Annotated in this window: 14 protein-coding genes and 1 pseudogene; 12 read left to right on the top strand and 3 right to left on the bottom strand. The window is 72.8% G+C overall.

What is annotated here, in order from left to right:
- Window positions 1-56: 56 nt before the first annotated feature.
- The 3 genes from ACIQV3_RS17290 to ACIQV3_RS17280 all read left to right on the top strand — a co-directional run bounded on the left by ACIQV3_RS17290 (window position 57) and on the right by ACIQV3_RS17280 (window position 2,455).
- Complete coding sequence (locus ACIQV3_RS17290; protein ID WP_403713231.1) at window positions 57-1,253, top strand: glycerophosphodiester phosphodiesterase; 1,197 nt, start codon at window positions 57-59, stop codon at window positions 1,251-1,253.
- Between the two features lie 106 nt (window positions 1,254-1,359).
- Window positions 1,360-1,911, top strand: a complete 552-nt coding sequence (locus tag ACIQV3_RS17285) for an RNA polymerase sigma factor (protein WP_403713422.1) — start codon at window positions 1,360-1,362, stop codon at window positions 1,909-1,911.
- A gap of 37 nt (window positions 1,912-1,948) precedes the next feature.
- Window positions 1,949-2,455: a GNAT family N-acetyltransferase gene (locus ACIQV3_RS17280; protein WP_403713230.1), complete on the top strand. Its 507-nt coding sequence runs from the start codon at window positions 1,949-1,951 to the stop codon at window positions 2,453-2,455.
- 23 nt (window positions 2,456-2,478) lie between these two features.
- Here ACIQV3_RS17280 and ACIQV3_RS17275 read toward each other — a convergent pair whose 3' ends face one another.
- Together ACIQV3_RS17275 and ACIQV3_RS17270 are read right to left on the bottom strand one after the other, a co-directional pair.
- On the bottom strand, window positions 2,479-2,913 hold the full coding sequence (locus tag ACIQV3_RS17275) for a hypothetical protein (RefSeq protein ID WP_403713229.1): 435 nt from the start codon (window positions 2,911-2,913) through the stop codon (window positions 2,479-2,481).
- Window positions 2,906-3,274: a hypothetical protein gene (locus ACIQV3_RS17270; RefSeq protein WP_403713228.1), complete on the bottom strand. Its 369-nt coding sequence runs from the start codon at window positions 3,272-3,274 to the stop codon at window positions 2,906-2,908. Before ACIQV3_RS17270 ends, ACIQV3_RS17275 begins: the two co-directional genes overlap by 8 nt.
- Window positions 3,275-3,342: 68 nt before the next feature.
- Here ACIQV3_RS17270 and ACIQV3_RS17265 point away from each other — a divergent pair, with 68 nt between their 5' ends.
- From ACIQV3_RS17265 to ACIQV3_RS17225, 9 genes and pseudogenes are all read left to right on the top strand, one after another.
- Window positions 3,343-4,032, top strand: a complete 690-nt coding sequence (locus ACIQV3_RS17265; protein ID WP_403713227.1) for an HAD-IA family hydrolase — start codon at window positions 3,343-3,345, stop codon at window positions 4,030-4,032.
- Window positions 4,033-4,405: 373 nt separating this feature from the next.
- A complete protein-coding gene (locus tag ACIQV3_RS17260) occupies window positions 4,406-5,503 on the top strand; it encodes a methionine ABC transporter ATP-binding protein (protein WP_403713226.1) in 1,098 nt (365 codons plus the stop codon).
- On the top strand, window positions 5,500-6,168 hold the full coding sequence (locus ACIQV3_RS17255) for a methionine ABC transporter permease (protein WP_382974455.1): 669 nt from the start codon (window positions 5,500-5,502) through the stop codon (window positions 6,166-6,168). The genes ACIQV3_RS17260 and ACIQV3_RS17255 overlap by 4 nt, the downstream gene beginning before the upstream one ends.
- Window positions 6,169-6,273: 105 nt before the next feature.
- Window positions 6,274-7,137 (top strand): MetQ/NlpA family ABC transporter substrate-binding protein, encoded by an 864-nt coding sequence (locus ACIQV3_RS17250; protein ID WP_403713225.1) that lies wholly within the window; start codon window positions 6,274-6,276, stop codon window positions 7,135-7,137.
- Window positions 7,138-7,383: 246 nt separating this feature from the next.
- A pseudogene (locus ACIQV3_RS17245) lies at window positions 7,384-7,995 on the top strand (GNAT family N-acetyltransferase); the annotation flags it as partial.
- A 304-nt stretch (window positions 7,996-8,299) separates the two neighbouring features.
- Complete coding sequence (gene cbiE, locus ACIQV3_RS17240; protein ID WP_403713224.1) at window positions 8,300-9,517, top strand: precorrin-6y C5,15-methyltransferase (decarboxylating) subunit CbiE; 1,218 nt, start codon at window positions 8,300-8,302, stop codon at window positions 9,515-9,517.
- A 227-nt stretch (window positions 9,518-9,744) separates the two neighbouring features.
- Entirely contained in the window at window positions 9,745-13,074 is a 3,330-nt protein-coding gene (gene cobT, locus ACIQV3_RS17235) for a nicotinate-nucleotide--dimethylbenzimidazole phosphoribosyltransferase (protein WP_403713223.1), read from the top strand.
- A 527-nt stretch (window positions 13,075-13,601) separates the two neighbouring features.
- The gene (gene cobA, locus ACIQV3_RS17230) at window positions 13,602-14,822 is read left to right on the top strand and encodes a uroporphyrinogen-III C-methyltransferase (RefSeq protein WP_403713222.1); all 1,221 of its coding nucleotides are present in this window, start codon (window positions 13,602-13,604) and stop codon (window positions 14,820-14,822) included.
- A gap of 67 nt (window positions 14,823-14,889) precedes the next feature.
- Window positions 14,890-15,702, top strand: a complete 813-nt coding sequence (locus ACIQV3_RS17225; RefSeq protein ID WP_403713221.1) for a TrmH family RNA methyltransferase — start codon at window positions 14,890-14,892, stop codon at window positions 15,700-15,702.
- 23 nt (window positions 15,703-15,725) lie between these two features.
- Here ACIQV3_RS17225 and ACIQV3_RS17220 read toward each other — a convergent pair whose 3' ends face one another.
- On the bottom strand, window positions 15,726-16,976 hold the full coding sequence (locus ACIQV3_RS17220; protein ID WP_403713219.1) for a protein kinase: 1,251 nt from the start codon (window positions 16,974-16,976) through the stop codon (window positions 15,726-15,728).
- Window positions 16,977-17,042 lie beyond the last annotated feature (66 nt).

Below are 17,042 nucleotides of genomic sequence, written 5' to 3'. Positions count from 1 at the left end.
GCCGCAGGCCCCGGAGATCCCGGGACGCCCGGCCCTTGTCCGAGGGGGAGACACTCATGACGCAGGGTGGGGCAGCGCGGCGCACGGTACTGGGCGCGGCCGTCGTGGCGGCGGGCGGAGCCTTCGGTGGACTCGCGGCGGGCGGCGGCTCGGCCGCGGCGGCGGAGAGCGGCCACGGGGGAGGCGCGGGAGGCCCGGGAGGCGGGCAGGGCGGCGGTTACCGCGACCTGCCGGTGCCTACGGTCATCGGACACCGGGGAGCCAGCGGCTACCGGCCCGAGCACACGCTCGCGTCCTACCAGCTCGCGCTCGACCTCGGCGCCGACGTCGTCGAGCAGGACCTCGTGCCCACCAAGGACGGCCACCTGGTGTGCCGCCACGAGAACGAGATCGGCGGCACGACGGACGTCGCCGAGCACCCCGGCTTCGCCTCCCGCAAGACGACCAAGACGATCGACGGGGTCACGGTCACGGGCTGGTTCACCGAGGACTTCACCCTCGCCGAGCTGAAGACCCTGCGGGCGAAGGAACGCATCCCCGCCCTCCGGCAGCGCAACACCCTCTACGACGGCCGCTGGGACGTCCCCACCTTCGAAGAGGTGCTCCGCTGGGCCGACCGCGAGGGCCGGCGGCGCGGGAAGCGCGTGTGGCTGCACGTGGAGACCAAGCACCCCAGCTACTTCCGCGGCCTGGGCCTCGGCCTGGAGGAGCCCCTCGCCAAGCTGCTGCGCCGCTACGGGCGCGACGGCCGCGGAGCCCCGCTCTTCCTGCAGTCCTTCGAACCCTCCAGCATCCAGCGGCTCTCCCGGCTGGTCTCCGCACCGCGCGTGGTGCTCCTCTCCGCGGCGAGCACCCGCCCGTGGGACTTCGAGCTGGCCAAGGACCCGCGGACGGTCGCCGATCTGGTCAAGCCCGAGGGGCTGCGGTGGATCGCAGGCTTCGCCCAGGGCATCGGGCCGACCATGGACCTGATCCTGCCGCGCGACGCGGCCGGCAAGCTCGGCGCCCCGACCACGCTGGTCGCGGACGCCCACGCGCGGGGGCTGATCCTGCACCCCTACACCGCGCGCAACGAGAACAACTTCCTGCCGGCCGATTACCGCAAGGGCGCCGACCCGACCGCCTACGGGGACGCCTTCGGCGCCTTCAAGGCCTACTTCGAGCAGGGCATCGACGGCATCTTCACCGACCATCCCGACACCGGCCTGCTCGCGGCGGAGGCCTTCCGCCCGGGCCGCGGCGACCAGGGCTAGACCGGACGAGAGGACCCGGCCGTCAACGCCCGACCGGAGCTTCTCGTACGAGTGGGCCGTGCCCGGCGGGGAAACCGCCCGGCACGGCCTTCGCGTCCCGCCCGGCATGGACCTGCTGAAGGCTGATCTCCCCGACCTGTTCGAAACGCTCCGCCCGCTGCTCTCGGCCGAGGCGGCCGCCGAGACCGCCGGCACCGGGGTGGAGGCCGACGACGTGGAACAAGCCGTCTGGGTCAGACTGCTGGAACACCGGCGGATCCCCGCCGAACCCGCCGACTGGCTGCGCCGGGCGGTGCGCGGGGAAGCCCGAAGGGCCCGGCGCCGGGCCCGGCGCGAAGTCCCGTACGACCGGCCCTCGGTGCACGGCGGGCCCGGCGCGGGGACCCGTACCAGCACGGGCGCGCAACCGGAAGACGCCCTCCTGCACGGCGAGGCGAACCGGGCCCTCCGATCGGCGGTCGCCCGATTGCCCGGAAGGTGTCCGGAGCTGATGAGGGCACTTCTTTCGCCCAGGGACCTCACCTACCGTGAAATCGCAGGAGAGTTGGGTATCTCACAAGGAAGTTTGGGGCCCGTCCGTTCCCGATGCCTGGGATGTCTGCGCAGAATGCTGGCCGTAGAGGTTGCGGCTCCCTCCCTGCGGGGAATGGAGCGGTAGACCAAAAGGCCACCAGGTGAGCGGGAGGCATGCGCACATGGGCATGAGCGTGACCATTTCGGCGGCAGCTGCCGAGGATGCCGAGCAGATCATCAAACTGCAGTATCTGGCGTTCCAGAGCGAGGCCGAGCTGTACGGCAACTACCGCATCCAGCCGCTCACCCAGTCCCTGGACTCCCTCAAGGCCGAGCTGGCCACGGACACCGTGCTGGTGGCCCGGCTCGGTGAGGAGATCGTCGGCGCCGTGCGCGGCACCGTCGACGAGGAGGGCACCGGCAAGATCGCCAAGCTCTGCGTGCACCCTCGGCTCCAGGGCCACGGCCTCGGCGCCCGGCTGCTGGGCGCGGTCGAGGCGGCCCTGTCCGGCAACGACGCCACCACCCGCTTCCGGCTGCTCACCGGCCACAAGAGCGAGTCGAACCTGCGTCTCTACCGCAAGGCCGGCTACACCCAGGTCGGCGGGCGCACCGCGTCCGACGGCGTCCGCCTGGTGATCCTGGAGAAGGAGGCCAAGGAGGCCACCGACTTCGCGGTCAGCGCCTAGCGGTCACCTCTGGCGCCCGACTCCTAGCGCTTCGCCCTCAGCCAGAGCATCCCGGTGATCGGCAGGATCACCGGGATGAACAGGTACCCCATCCCGAAGTCCGACCACACGGTCGCGTCGGGGAAGGCCTCGGGCCGCGCCAGGGTCCAGGTGCCCACGACGAGTACGCCGGCCAGCTCGGCGGCGCAGCAGATCCGCGCCGCCTTGCGGGCCGTCTCCCCGCCGCGCACCAGCGAGTACGTGATGAAGGCGTAGACGAACGCGGCCGCGGCGGACAGCGAGTACGCGAGCGGAGCCCGGTCGAACTCCGTGGAGATCTGGTAGATCGAGCGCGAGACCGCGCCGACGGTGATCACTCCGTAGAACCAGACCAGCAGCACCCCGGGTCCGGTCACCAGTCGCTTGCGTCCGGCCGGCGGGGTGGCGGCGGCCGTGGCGTCCGTGTCGGTATCAGGCACCGGTGTTTCCCCAGATGTCGTAGAGCCGTACTTCGAGCACGGCGAGGACGACCGCTCCCGCGGCCACCGTCACCGAGCCCCATTTGGTCCGCTCGCTCAGCGAGAGCAGGCCCGCGGCCGGGACGGTCGCGAAGGCGCCCACCAGGTACGCCAGGAAGAGCACCGTGCCCTGGCCGGGCTTCTCGCCGCGGGCGAGCTGGACCAGGCCGATCACCAGCTGCGCCAGGACCAGTACGGTCACCACGGCCATGCCGATGAAGTGCCAGTCCTTGGTCGGCTGGTCCCGCGAGGCGGCGAAACCGCACCAGGCGGCGAGGGTGAGTGCGGCCACGCCGATGGCGAGCGTCAGGGCGTCGAGCATGCAGCGAGGGTATTACGGGCCGAAAGACCCGATGCGCTCACCCCTGCCCCGGGGCTTTCCTGGAAGGCATGAACCTGCTGCATGGGAAGCTCGGCCCGCGGTTCGACGCGCTGCTGTTCGACAACGACGGCACGCTCATCTCCTCGATGGAGTCGGTGCACCGCTGCTGGACGCGCTGGGCCCGGGAGTACGGGATCACCGAGGAGGCCTTCGCCGCGGTGGAGCTCCACGGCCGTCCGGCCGCGGAGATCATCGCCGACCTGCTGCCCGAGGACGTACGGGCCGGGGCGCTCGCCCGGATCGAGCTGCTGGAGACCGAGGACGTGGCGGGCGGCGTGGTCCTGCTGCCCGGTACCAAGGAACTGCTCTCCGCCCTTCCCGCCGGCCGCTGGGCCGTGGTCACCTCCGCCACCCGTCCGCTCGCCGAGGCCCGGCTGCGGGAGGTCGGCATCGCCGCCGGCGAGGAGGGGGGCCCGGAGATGGTGGCCGCCGACGACATCACCCGCGGCAAGCCCGACCCGGAGCCCTTCCTGCTGGCGGCCGCCCGGCTCGGTGTGGACCCGGCCCGCTGCGCGGTCTTCGAGGACGCACCCGCCGGCCTCGCCGCGGGCCGCGCCGCCGGGATGACCACCGTGGCCTTGACCACAACCCACCCGGCCGCCGAACTCGACGCGGACGTGGTCGTACGGGACCTCTCGGCCGTGTCCGTACTGGTCGGAGCCGATGGCGTGACCATTGAGACGGACGATCGAGCCTGACCACTGTTGTCCGCTATGCGGCCGAAATTCGTCCGCTATTCGGACACCTTTGATCGGTGACGGGGAACGTCTGGTTTACTGGGGCCCATGACCACGACGAGCAGCCGCACCCTTGCGACCGAGGCGACGATGACGCCCGGTGCTCGTTGTATGTGTCGAATGCGCGCCTTCTGAGGGCCCCTGCCCCAGGTCTCACGCCCCGAAGCGAGACCGGCCGAGCAGCTCCCGGCACCTTCGTGCGCCCGGACCGCTCCTGCCCCGCGCATGCGCCGAAGCCGTCGATTTCCGATGGTTCGCCCCGTATCGCGTCCCCAGATGTTCGCCCCGTGCCCGGCACCCGCTGCGCCGCGCACTCGACAGCGACGGAAATCCTGTGATCACCACATCGGGCCTCACGAAGGTCTACCAGTCCCGTGGCCGCGAGGTCACCGCCCTGAACGGCGTCGATCTGCACGTCCGCCAGGGCGAGGTCTACGGAGTCATCGGCCAGAGCGGCGCCGGAAAGTCCTCCCTGATCCGCTGCGTGAACCTGCTGGAGCGCCCCACCACCGGCACCGTGTCCGTCGACGGCGTGGACCTCACCGCCCTCGCCGGCCGGGGCCGGCGCGCCGGCAAGGAGCTCCGCGAGGCCCGCAGCCGCATCGGCATGGTCTTCCAGCACTTCAACCTGCTGTCCTCGCGCACCGTCCAGGGCAACGTCGAGCTGCCCCTGGAGATCCTCGGGGTCTCCGGCCGCGAGCGCTCCCGCAAGGCGCTCGAACTGCTCGACCTCGTCGGCCTCGCCGACAAGGCCAAGTCCTACCCCGGCCAGCTCTCCGGCGGCCAGAAGCAGCGCGTCGGCATCGCCCGCGCCCTGGCCGGCGACCCCAAGGTGCTGCTCTCCGACGAGGCCACCAGCGCCCTGGACCCGGAGACCACCCGCCAGATCCTCCAGCTGCTGCGCGACCTCAACCGCCAGCTGGGCCTGACCGTCCTGCTCATCACGCACGAGATGGACGTGGTCAAGTCCGTCTGCGACTCGGCGGCCCTCATGCGCCACGGCCGGATCGTCGAGGCCGGCAAGGTCACCGAGCTGCTGGCCACCCCCGGCTCCGAACTCGCCCACGAACTGTTCCCGCTGACCGGCTCCGCGACCTCCGCGGAGCACACGGTCATCGACGTCACCTTCCACGGCGAGACCGCGACCCAGCCGGTCATCTCCCAGCTGGCCCGCACCTACAACATCGACATATCGATCCTCGGTGCCGCGATGGACACCGTCGCCGGCCGCCAGATCGGCCGCATGCGCATCGAACTGCCCGGCCGCTACGAGGACAACGTCGTACCCGTCGGCTTCCTGCGCGAGCAGGGCCTGCAGGTGGACGTCGTGGAAGCGGACGCGGCAGCGGACGGGGACGTGGACGTGGACGGGGACGTGGGCGGGGACATCGACGGCGAACTGGCCGAGCTGGTCAAGGATGGTGCGAAGTGACCTGGTCCGAAATGCAGCCGCTGCTCACGCAGGGCACCTTCGACACCCTCTACATGGTGTTGTGGTCCGCCCTCGTGACCATCCTGGGCGGACTGCCCATCGGCATCCTGCTCGTCCTGACCGACAAGGGCGGCCTGCTCCAGAACCGCGCGGTCAACAAGATCCTCGGCGTGATCGTGAACATGGGCCGCTCGCTGCCCTTCATCATCCTGCTGATCTTCCTGATCCCGGTCACGACGGCGATCGTCGGCACCTTCATCGGCCCCACCGCCATGATCGTCCCGCTCGCCATCGGCGCCATCCCCTTCTTCGCCCGGCTCGTCGAGACCGCGGTCCGCGAGGTGGACCACGGCCTGATCGAAGCCGTCGAGTCCATGGGCGGCGGCATCCCGACCCTGGTCGGCAAGGTGCTCCTCCCGCAGGCGCTGCCCTCGCTGATCGCCGCCGTCACCACCACGGTGATCACCCTGATCGGCTACTCGGCCATGGCCGGCGCGGTCGGCGGCGAGGGCCTCGGCTCCAAGGCCATCACGTACGGCTTCCAGCGCTTCGAGACCGGCTTCATGATCGCGACCGTCGTGGTGCTGATCGTGCTCGTCACGGTGATCCAGCTCATCGGCGACGGCGTGGTACGCCTCCTCGCGCGGCGCGGTCGGACAGCCTGATCCGGGCCTGAGCAGCCGGACATCAACCAACTTTCCCCAAGAAAGCCCGCACTTGTCGTGCTTGGGCCGTCATCCATACAGCAGGACGCAAGAAAGGCACTCTTCGTGCGCAAGAACATCAAGCTCACCGCCCTCGCCGCCACCGTCTCGGCGCTCGCCCTCGGACTCACCGCCTGCGGCAGCTCCTCGGACCCGTCCTCCACCAAGGCCGACGGCGGCAAGACCGATGAGAGCAAGCCCCTGGTCGTCGCGGCGTCCCCGTCCCCGCACGCCGACGTCCTGAAGTTCGTGAAGGACAACCTGGCGGCCAAGGAAGGCCTCAAGCTGGAGGTGAAGGAGTTCACGGACTACGTCCTGCCGAACACCGCCACCCAGCAGGGCCAGGTCGACGCCAACTACTTCCAGCACGTGCCGTACCTCGACGACTTCAACAAGAAGAACGGCACCGACATCGTGCCCGTCGTGAACGTGCACCTGGAGCCCCTGGGCCTGTACTCCAAGAAGAACAAGGCCCTCACCGACATCAAGGCCGGCCAGACCATCGCCGTCCCCAACGACCCCACCAACGAGGGCCGCGCGCTCCAGCTGCTCGCCGCGAACAACCTCATCACCCTCAAGGAGGGTGTCGGCACCGCCGCCAAGCTGTCCGACATCACCGACAAGAAGGGCCTGGAGTTCAAGGAGCTGGAGGCCGCCACGGTCCCGCGCGCCCTGAACGACGTGGACGCCGCCGTCATCAACGGCAACTACGCCATCGAGGCCAAGCTCGTCCCGGCCAAGGACGCGCTCGTCCTGGAGAAGGCCGAGGGCAACCCGTACGCCAACATCCTGGCGGTCAAGAAGGGCAACCAGGACGACCCGCGGATCCAGAAGCTCGCCAAGCTCCTGAACTCCCCCGAGGTCAAGAAGTTCATCGACGACAAGTACGAGGGCTCGGTCATCCCGGCCTTCGGCAAGCCCGTCGCCTAGTTCCGGACCGCACCACCGGCCCGGCCCCAACCGGCCGGACCGGGCAACCGGCCCCGTACGCCCCACCGGTGTACGGGGCCGGGCGCTGCCCGCTTCCGGGCAGCCCGGCCCTGCACATCACCAGGCCGATGCTGCATGCTGTGGCCTACGACCCGCGGCTGCGGACCGCGTGCCCCGCGCATGCCGTCCCGCGCCACGGTCGCCTCGCACCACGGTCGCACCACGGTCTCAGGCTTGGAGCTGCGCATGACTACCACCTTCCCGGACGTCACCATCAGCACGGACCGGCTGGTGCTGCGCCCCTTCGAGGAAGAGGACGTCACCGCGCTCGCCGAGATGATGAACGACGAACACGTCACCGCCTGGACCTCCGTCCCGCACCCCTACACCTACGCAGACGCCGTCACCTGGGCCACGAGGACCGCCCACACCGAACGCACCGAGGGCCGCGGCATCGTCTTCGCCGTCACCGAGTTCCTCACCCAGCGACTCGTCGGCATCGTCCACCTGCAGGACACCGACTGGCGGAGCCGCACCACCGAGGTCGGCTACGTCACCGCCCCCTGGGCCCGCGGCGAGGGCTACGCCAGCGAGTCCGTCCGCGCCGTGGCCCGCTGGCTCTTCACCGACCAGCGCTTCGAACGCCTCGAACTGCGCACCGCCGCCGACAACACGGCCTCCCAGCAAGTGGCCCAGAAGACCGGCTGCATCAGTGAAGGCGTCCTGCGCAACGCCTGCATAGTGCGCACCCAGAACCACGACGGCTCCTGGACCGACACCCGCAGCGACCTCATCGTCTGGGGCCTGGTCCCCGAAGACCTCGACGAGGACGACGACGGCTACTCCGGCTACTCAGACGAGTACTCCGGCGACTACGGAGACGGCTACGCGGACGGCTACTCCGTGGGCTACGCGGACCCCCGCGACGAAGCGGGCGACGGCGCACGCGGGAGCGCACGCGACGGCGCACGGGACCATGCACGCGAGGCCCACCGGATCCAGCCCCTCCACGCGAACGACGCGAACGGCTACGCCCTCTTCTCGGACCGGAACTGACCGGACGACCGGGTAGTCTCACCAAGCCCGACCCCCTCGACGAAGCTTCGCCCCGCCCTGGCCACCGCCGGGCGGGGCCCGCTCCCACACCAGGAGACTGACGAAGATGGCCGACCGGGTCACGGTGATCGGCTGGGACGGCTCCCCCCTGACCGCGGCAGCCCGGTCCGCGCTCTCCGCCGCCACCCTGGTGGCAGGCGCCGCCCACCACCTCGCACTCCCCGAAATCCCGCCCACCGCCGAACAGGTGCGCCTGGGCAGCCTGCCCCTCGCCGCCCGCCGGATCGCCGGCCACCGCGGCACCGCCGTCGTCCTCGCCGACGGGGACCCCGGATTCTTCGGCGTCGTACGGGCCCTGCGCGCCCCGGAACACGGCCTGGAAGTGGAGGTCGTACCGGCCGTCTCCGCCGTCGCCGCCGCCTTCGCCCGTGCCGGGATGCCCTGGGACGACGCCCAGGTCGTCGTCGCCCACAGCCGCACCCTGCGCCGCGCCGTCAACGTCTGCCGCGCCCACTCCAAGGTCGCCGTCATCACCTCGCCCGGCGCCGGCCCAGCCGAACTCGCCCTGCTGCTCGAAGGCGTCCACCGCACCTTCGTCATCTGCGAGGAACTCGGCACCGACAAGGAACAGGTCACGGTCCTCACCTCCGACAAGGCCGCCGACCACAGCTGGCGCGACCCCAACGTCGTCATCGTCATCGGCGGTACGGGACCGGCCGCGACCGCCGCCGAACCGGCCTGGCTGCTGGGCCGCAGCGCGACCCCGACCGCCGGACGGGGCTGGGCCCGCCCCCAGATCGACGTGGGAGAAGGGGAGTCCACGCAGCTGCGCGCCGCCCAGCTCGCCCGGCTCGGCCCGCGTACCGGAGACCTCGTCTGGGACATCGGCTCCGGCTCCGGAGCCCTCGCCGTGGACGCCGCGGCCCTCGGCGCCGCCGTCATCGCCGTCGATGCCGACCGGCACGCTTGCGAACGCACAACCGCCGCCGCCCGCGCCCGCGGTGTGCAGCTCCAGGTCGTCAACGGCCGCGCCCCGCACGTACTCGAAACCCTGCCCGAACCCGACGTCGTCCGCGTCGGCGGCGGCGGAGCCCAGGTGGTGGCCGCCGTCGCCGACCGGCGCCCCGAACGGATCGTCAGCCACGCCTCCACGCGCGACGAGGCGGAGGCCATCGGCCGGGTCCTGGCCGAGGGCGGGTACACCGTCGAGTGCGCGCTGCTCCAGTCCGTGGCCCTGGACACCCGCACCTGGGCCGAACAACGACGCTCCGTGGTGTTCCTGCTGGCCGCCGAACGCCCCGTTCACCGCCCGGACCGACCCTAGCCACGAGCCCGGGGTAGGCTGGCCGATCGTCACACCGCCCGGACGATTCGGGCACGCGGCTCCGGCCGGCGCGCGACGTGGCGCAGTCCACAGAGGACCGTGCCGGTTATGGCCGACACGGTGGCGAACGGGCAGGACAATACTTACTGGTTGTCGTGCGGTCGTACGTGAGGCCTCGTGGGCGACCGGGCAGTCGAAGAGGCAACACCGATGGGCGAGGGGTACGCATGACTGACACCGGCCAGGTTCCGGGCGAGGGTTTCCCGGACAGCACGGGCATGGTGGATCAGCAGGGCGTCCCCGCCCCGGTTCCGCTGTCCTCCCCGGCGACCGGGAGCTACGCCTTCCAGGACCTCGTGGACAACCCGGCCGAACCGGAGGACGAGGAACTGCTGCTGATGCCGAGCAGTCAGGGCGCGTGGAGCGACCCCCAGGTCGTCCCGCCGGTGCCCGCCTTCCCCGAGTTCCCCGAGCCCTCCGCGTACGCGGACGCCCCGTACGCGGACGGCCCCTACGCCGACTTCGCGGGAACCCCCGAGTACCAGCAGCCCCACCCGGCCCAGCTCCCGGTCCCCGAGGCACCGCTCGGCTACGAGCCCGCCGGGTACCCGCAGCAGTCCTTCGAGGGGCAGCCGTTCGCCGGGCAGCCCTTCGACGGGCAGCCGTCCTTCGACGGGCAGCAGTCCTTCGCCGACGCCTCGTACGGCGCCGGTGTGCACGAGGCCGGCGGCCGGGACACCGGCGCGCTGGACCTCGGCGGCCTCGTGGCCCCGCAACAGCAGCCGCTGTCCGCTTCCCAGCTCCAGTCCCCGGTGGCTCCCGTCGCCCCGGCCCCGGTGCGGCGGCCGCTGCACATGGGCCCGCCCGTGCCCGAGGCCACCGGCGGAGTCGTACGGTCCCTCGCGGACCGGGGTCCGGCCGCGACGCCGGCGCCCGCGCAGGCCCCGGTTCCGCCGGAGCCGGTCGCGCCCGGCGCCGTCCCGGTCGACGCCGTGCCCTCCTCGCTCGCTCCCGCCGCCGCCGAGCCCGCCCCGGCCCTGAGCACCCCGGCGATGCCCGTCCCGGTGCGGCAGTCCGGTCCGCCGACCACGGGGCCCGAGTACCTGGACTTCACGCAGGCCGAGGGCGAGGCCGTGGCCGTCGCCGAGCAGGTGCCCGGCCCGGTGCAGCAGCAGCCGGTCGAGATCCCGGTGCAGGCCGGGACGCCGTGGACCGTGGAGCCGGCCGCCGAGGCCGCGCACGCCCCGGAACCCGTGGCCGAGGCCGTGGTCGAGCCGGTGGCCGCCCCCGAGCCGGTGGCCGCCCCCGAGCCCGTGGTCGAGCCGGCCATCGAGCCGGTCCTCGTGGAGCCCGTCGCCTTCGCCGAGCCCGCGCCGGTTCTCGCGCCGGAGCCCGGGTTCGCGCCCGCGGCGGAGGCGGAGCCCGTGGCCGCCGCCGTCGCCGAGGCGGTGCTCGTGGAGCCCGCGCCGGAGGTCGTAGCCGAGCCCGCCGTCGCCGTCGTCGAGCCCGAGGCGGCCGTCGTATCGGCGCCCGGGCCCGTTGTGGTCGCCGAGGCGACCGTGGTTCCCGAGGCGACCGTGGTTCCCGAGGCCGTGGCCGCGCCCGTGGCCGTCGTCGCCGTCGAGCCCGCGCCCGAGCAGCAGCCCGCAGAAACGGTGGCTCAGGCCGAGGAGCCGGAGCCCCTGCCCGAGCCCGCCGCCCTCGTGCTCCCCGAGTCCGAGCCGGTCGCCGTCGCACCGGCGGACGTACAACCGGAGGCCGGGGCTCCCGAGGCCGGAACCGAGCCGCGGCCCGAGCCGGAAGCCGAGCCCGAGGCCCCCGTCACCGAGGCGGCCCCCGGATACGCCGACGCCGAGCGCGAGGCCGTCCTGCGCGTCATGCGCGAGCGCCGTGACATCCGCAAGGGCTTCCGCCGCGACCCCATCCCGCACGAGGTGCTGCTGCGCGTCCTGGAGGCGGCCCACACCGCGCCCAGCGTCGGCCACTCGCAGCCGTGGGACTTCGTCGTCATCAAGTCCGCCGAGACCCGCCGGACGATGCACGAGCTCGCCGAGCGCCAGCGCGAGGCCTACGCGAAGTCGCTGCCCAAGGGCCGCGCCAAGCAGTTCAAGGAACTCAAGATCGAGGCCATCCTCGACACCCCGGTGAACATCGTGGTCACCGCCGACCCCACCCGTGGCGGCCGCCACACCCTGGGCCGGCACACCCAGCCGCAGATGGCCCCGTACTCCTCGGCCCTCGCCGTGGAGAACCTCTGGCTCGCGGCGCGCGCCGAGGGTCTCGGGGTCGGCTGGGTCAGCTTCTTCGACGAGCGCGAGATGGTCCGCGAGCTCGGCCTCCCGGAGCACCTGGAGGTCGTCGCGTACCTGTGCGTCGGGTACGTGGACGAGTTCCCCGACGAGCCCGAGCTCGCGCAGGCCGGCTGGTCGCAGCGGCGGCCCCTCTCCTGGGTCGTGCACGAGGAGACGTACGGGCGCCGCGCGCTGCCCGGCGAGGAGCCGCACGACCTGCTCTCCGAGACGGTCGCCAGCATCCGCCCGCTCGACGCGAAGGCGCTCGGCGAGGCGTGGGAGCGGCAGAAGCGCATGACCAAGCCCGCCGGGGCCCTGGGCATGCTCGAGATCATCTCGGCCCAGCTGTCCGGTCTCTCGCGGGTCTGCCCGCCGCCGATCCCGGAGCCCGCCGCGGTCGCGATCTTCGCGGGCGACCACGGCGTGCACGCCCAGGGGGTCACCCCGTGGCCCCAGGAGGTCACCATGCAGATGGTGGCCAACTTCCTGGGCGGCGGCGCGGTCTGCAACGCGTTCGCCAACCAGGTGGGCGCCGAGGTCTGCGTGATCGACGTCGGCGTCGCCGGCGAGCTCCCGGCGACCCCGGGCCTGCTCCCGCGCAAGGTCCGCCCGGGCACGGCGGACCTGTCGACCGGCCCCGCGATGACCCGTGAGGAAGCGGTCGCGGCGATCGAGGTCGGCATCGAGACGGCCCGCGACCTGGTCGCGGCGGGGAACAAGGCGCTCCTGACAGGAGAGATGGGCATCGCCAACACCACGGTGTCGGCGGCGCTGATCTCGGTCTTCACCGGAGTGGACCCGGGCGAGGTCACCGGGCGGGGCACGGGCATCAACGACGAGACGCACGCCCGCAAGGTCGAGGTCGTGCGGCGCGCCCTGGAACTGCACCAGCCGGACCCGGCGGACCCGATCGGCGTCCTGGCGGCGATCGGCGGCCTGGAGCACGCGGCGATCGTGGGCCTCCTCCTCGGTGGAGCCTCCCTGCGGACCCCGGTGATCCTGGACGGCGTCAGCGCCGGCGCGGCCGCGCTGGTGGCCCGGGCGATCGCTCCGGAGTCGCTGTCGGCGTGCATCGCCGGACACCGCAGCGCGGAGCCCGGCCACGTGGCCGCCCTGAACAAGCTCGGCCTGCGCCCGCTCGTCGACCTGGACCTGCGCCTCGGCGAGGGGACGGGGGCGCTGCTGGCGCTGCCGCTGGTGCAGAGTGCTGCGCGGGCGATGCACGAGGTGGCTACGTTCGACTCGGCCGGGGTCACGGAGAAGTAGCTCGGCGGGCTGCGGGGCCGGGGCGGGAGGACGGGGACGGGGCCGGGGACGGGGTGGGGTGTCGTCCGGGACTCATGATTTATGGCGCCCTGAGCCTGCTCCGTCCCGTATGGCCTGTTTTCGCGCCAACAAATCACGTTTTACGTCCCGGACGACACCCCACCCCGTCCCCGTCCCCTCCGGGTGAATCCAGCCCCTCCGCCTAAATCCAGCCCCTCCGGCGTTTGAGGAGCGGGGGTCCGGGGGCGGAGCCCCCGGTTTCGGGAAGGGGCGGGGTGGGGAGAGCCCCGCAGGGCCCGCATGAGCCACCTCGGCCTGGGAGCCCGCCGGCGTGAGCCCCCTGGCCTGGGGCGGAGCCCGGGGTGGGTCGGGTCACGGCTCGGCCGGGGCCATGGCCCCCGAGGCGACCACCGCGCAGGTGGGTCGTATCGTGGACCCCGGACGGGCCACCGCACGTCACCGCCCGATCAGCCGCTCCAGCGACGCAGCGGCCCGCCGTCACCGCCGCATCAGGAGCCGCAACCGCCATGGGACACCCGGCACACCCCGCCTACCCCGTCGGACTCCGCCTCACGGGCCGCCGCGTCGTCGTGATCGGCGGTGGGCAGGTCGCCCAGCGCCGGCTGCCCGCGCTCATCGCGGCCGGCGCCGACATCGTCCTGATCTCCCCCTCCGCGACCCCCTCGGTGGACGCCATGGCGGAGACCGGCGAGATCCGCTGGGAGCGCCGCCGCTACGAGGACGGTGACCTGGCCGGCGCCTGGTACGCCCTGGTCGCGACCCGGGACCGGGCCGCCAACGACACCGCCTCCGCCGAGGCCGAACGCGAGCGCGTCTGGTGCGTCCGCGCCGACGACGCCGAGGCCGCGAGCGCCTGGACCCCGGCCACCGGCCGGGTGGAGGGCGTCACCGTCGCCGTACTGAGCGGCAACGACCCCCGGCGCTCCGCCGCCGTCCGCGACGCGGTCGTCGAGGGGCTGCGGGACGGCTCCCTGACCGCCGCCCGCCCGCACACCCCCGGCGTGTCCCTCGTCGGCGGCGGTCCGGGCGATCCGGATCTGATCACGGTCCGCGGCCGGCGTCTCCTCGCCGAGGCCGACGTGGTCATCGCGGACCGGCTCGGTCCCCGCGACCTCCTCGACGAACTCCCGCCGCACGTCGAGGTCATCGACGCGGCGAAGATCCCGTACGGCCGTTTCATGGCCCAGGAGGCCATCAACGACGCGCTCATCACGCACGCCAAGGCCGGCAAGGCCGTGGTGCGGCTCAAGGGCGGGGACCCGTACGTCTTCGGCCGCGGCATGGAGGAGCTCCAGGCCCTCGCCGAGGCGGGCATCCCCTGCACGGTCGTGCCCGGCATCTCCAGCTCCATCTCGGTGCCCGGAGCGGCCGGCATTCCGGTCACCCACCGGGGCGTGGCCCACGAGTTCACCGTGGTGAGCGGGCACGTCGGTCCCGACGACCCGCGCTCGCTGGTGGACTGGGCCTCGCTCGCCAAGCTCACCGGCACTCTCGTCATCCTGATGGGCGTCGACAAGATCGGCCTGATCGCCGAGGCGCTGGTCCGCCACGGCCGCCCCGCCGACACCGCCGTCGCCGTCATCCAGGAGGGCACCACCGCCTCCCAGCGCCGCGTGGACGCCACCCTGGCCACGGTCGGCGAGACCGTCCGCGCCCAGGAGGTGCGGCCGCCCGCCGTCATCGTGATCGGCGACGTGGTGAAGGTCCACCGGCCCGTGGCCGACTGACACCCCCGCAATCCCGCAACCCGGCGGAGCCGTTGGCACCGCACCCAGGACAAGGCAGTATCACCCTGTGGCTGATCTCATCACCGTCGAGGACCCCGACGACCCGCGCCTGCGCGATTACACGGGCCTGACCGACGTAGAACTCCGGCGCCGGCGCGAGCCCGCGGAAGGCCTCTTCATCGCCGAAGGCGAGAAGGTGATCAGACGGGCCAAGGACGCCGGGTACGAGATGCGCTCCATGCTGCTCTCCGCGAAGTGGGTCGACGTCATGCGCGACGTCATCGACGAGCTCCCGGCCCCGGTCTACGCCGTCACCCCGGAGCTCGCCGAGCGCGTCACCGGCTACCACGTGCACCGCGGCGCCCTGGCCTCCATGCAGCGCAAGCCGCTGCCCACGGCCGAGGAGCTGCTCGCCACGACCCGGCGCGTGGTCATCATGGAAGCGGTGAACGACCACACCAACATCGGCGCCATCTTCCGCAGCGCGGCCGCCCTCGGCATGGACGCGGTCCTGCTCTCGCCCGACTGCGCGGACCCGCTGTACCGGCGCTCCGTCAAGGTCTCCATGGGCGCCGTGTTCTCCGTCCCGTACGCCCGGCTGGAGGCCTGGCCCAAGGGCCTGGACTCGGTCCGCGAGGCGGGCTTCAAGCTGCTCGCCCTCACCCCGCACCAGAAGGCCTCGCCGATCGACGTGGCGGCTCCCGGGGACCTGGAGCGGGTCGCGCTGATGCTGGGCGCGGAGGGGGACGGGCTGTCGACGCAGGCACTGGTCGCGGCCGACGAGTGGGTACGGATCCCGATGGCGCACGGGGTGGACTCGCTGAACGTGGGCGCGGCCGCGGCCGTCGCCTTCTACGCGGTGGCCGGCGGCCGCTCGTAGGGCTCCTCGAACGCCTGAGGCCCCTAGAGCTTCTGGGCCAGCGCGATGCCCAGCGCCACGAGCAGCGTCACCACGACGAAGACGATCAGGCGCTGGCGCATCAGCTTGGGGTCCGGCCGCGCCGGACGGCGCCCCGTGCCCGTCGTACGGGGAGCCGGGCGGCCGCCCGTACGTCCGGCGGTGGAGCCGGGTCCCCGCGAGCCGGTGCCCCGGGGGGACGAGGGCCGCGAGTCCGGGCCGCCGCGCGGTCCCTGTCCCCTGGGCTGCGCCTTGCCCTGGCCCGCTCCGGTTCCGGTGCCCGGACGTCCCGGGGCGGGCGTGCCGGCGGTACGGCGCTCCGTGCGCTGCTCGGCGTACCCCTCGCCGTCCTCGACGTAGCCCTCGGGCAGCCGGCCGGTCGGCCGCTCGGCCGACCGCGCCCGCTGCGCCGGCGGGCGGCTGTCGCCCATCCCGTGCGCCTCGCGGGCCGCGATCTCCTTGAGCCGCATCGACAGCTGGAGCGTGGTCGGCCGCTCGTCGGGATCCTTCGCGAGGCAGGCCCGTACGAGGGGTGCGAGCGCGTCAGGAACACCCTGGAGGTGGGGTTCCTCGTGCACCACGCGGTAGAGCATGACCTCGGAACTGCCGTGCCCGAAGGGCGAGTCGGCGGTGGCCGCGTAGGCGAGGGTGGCGCCGAGGGAGAAGACGTCGGTGGCGGGGGTGACGGCGGCGCCGCGCACCTGCTCGGGTGCCAGGAAGCCGGGGGAGCCGACGGCCGTGCCCACGTGGGTCAGGGTGCTGGCGCCGGTGGCCCAGGCGATCCCGAAGTCGATGATGCGGGGGCCCTTGGGCGACAGCAGGATGTTCGAGGGCTTGAGGTCGCGGTGGACCACCCCGGCCTCGTGCACGGCGACCAGTCCCTCGGAGAGCGCTGCGCCGATCGCGGCGATGGCCGAGGCCGTCAGGGGGCCCTCCTCGGCGACCTTGTCGTGCAGGGAGGGGCCGGGTACGTACTGCGTGGCGAACCAGGGGCGCTCGGCCTCCAGGTCCGCGGCGACCAGGCGCGCGGTGCACCCGCCGCGGATCCGCCGGGCGGCGGAGACCTCGCGGGCGAAGCGCGAGCGGAACTCCTGGTCCTCGGCCAGGTCCGGCCGGATCACCTTGAGCGCGACGCGCTGTCCGCGCCGGTCGGAGCCCAGATAGACGACGCCCATGCCACCGGCGCCGAGGCGCCGGTGCAGCCTGAACGAGCCGACGACACGCGGGTCCTCGCGCCGGAGCCGCATCATCGCCATGTCCACCCCGCTGACCGGTCGTCCTGTTGACGTGGCACAGCTTACGGACCATCCGGCATGCGCGCT

Source organism: Streptomyces sp. NPDC099050 (assembly GCF_044759865.1).
GTDB lineage: Bacteria > Actinomycetota > Actinomycetes > Streptomycetales > Streptomycetaceae > Streptomyces.
This window is presented reverse-complemented; position numbering and strand designations above follow the sequence as displayed.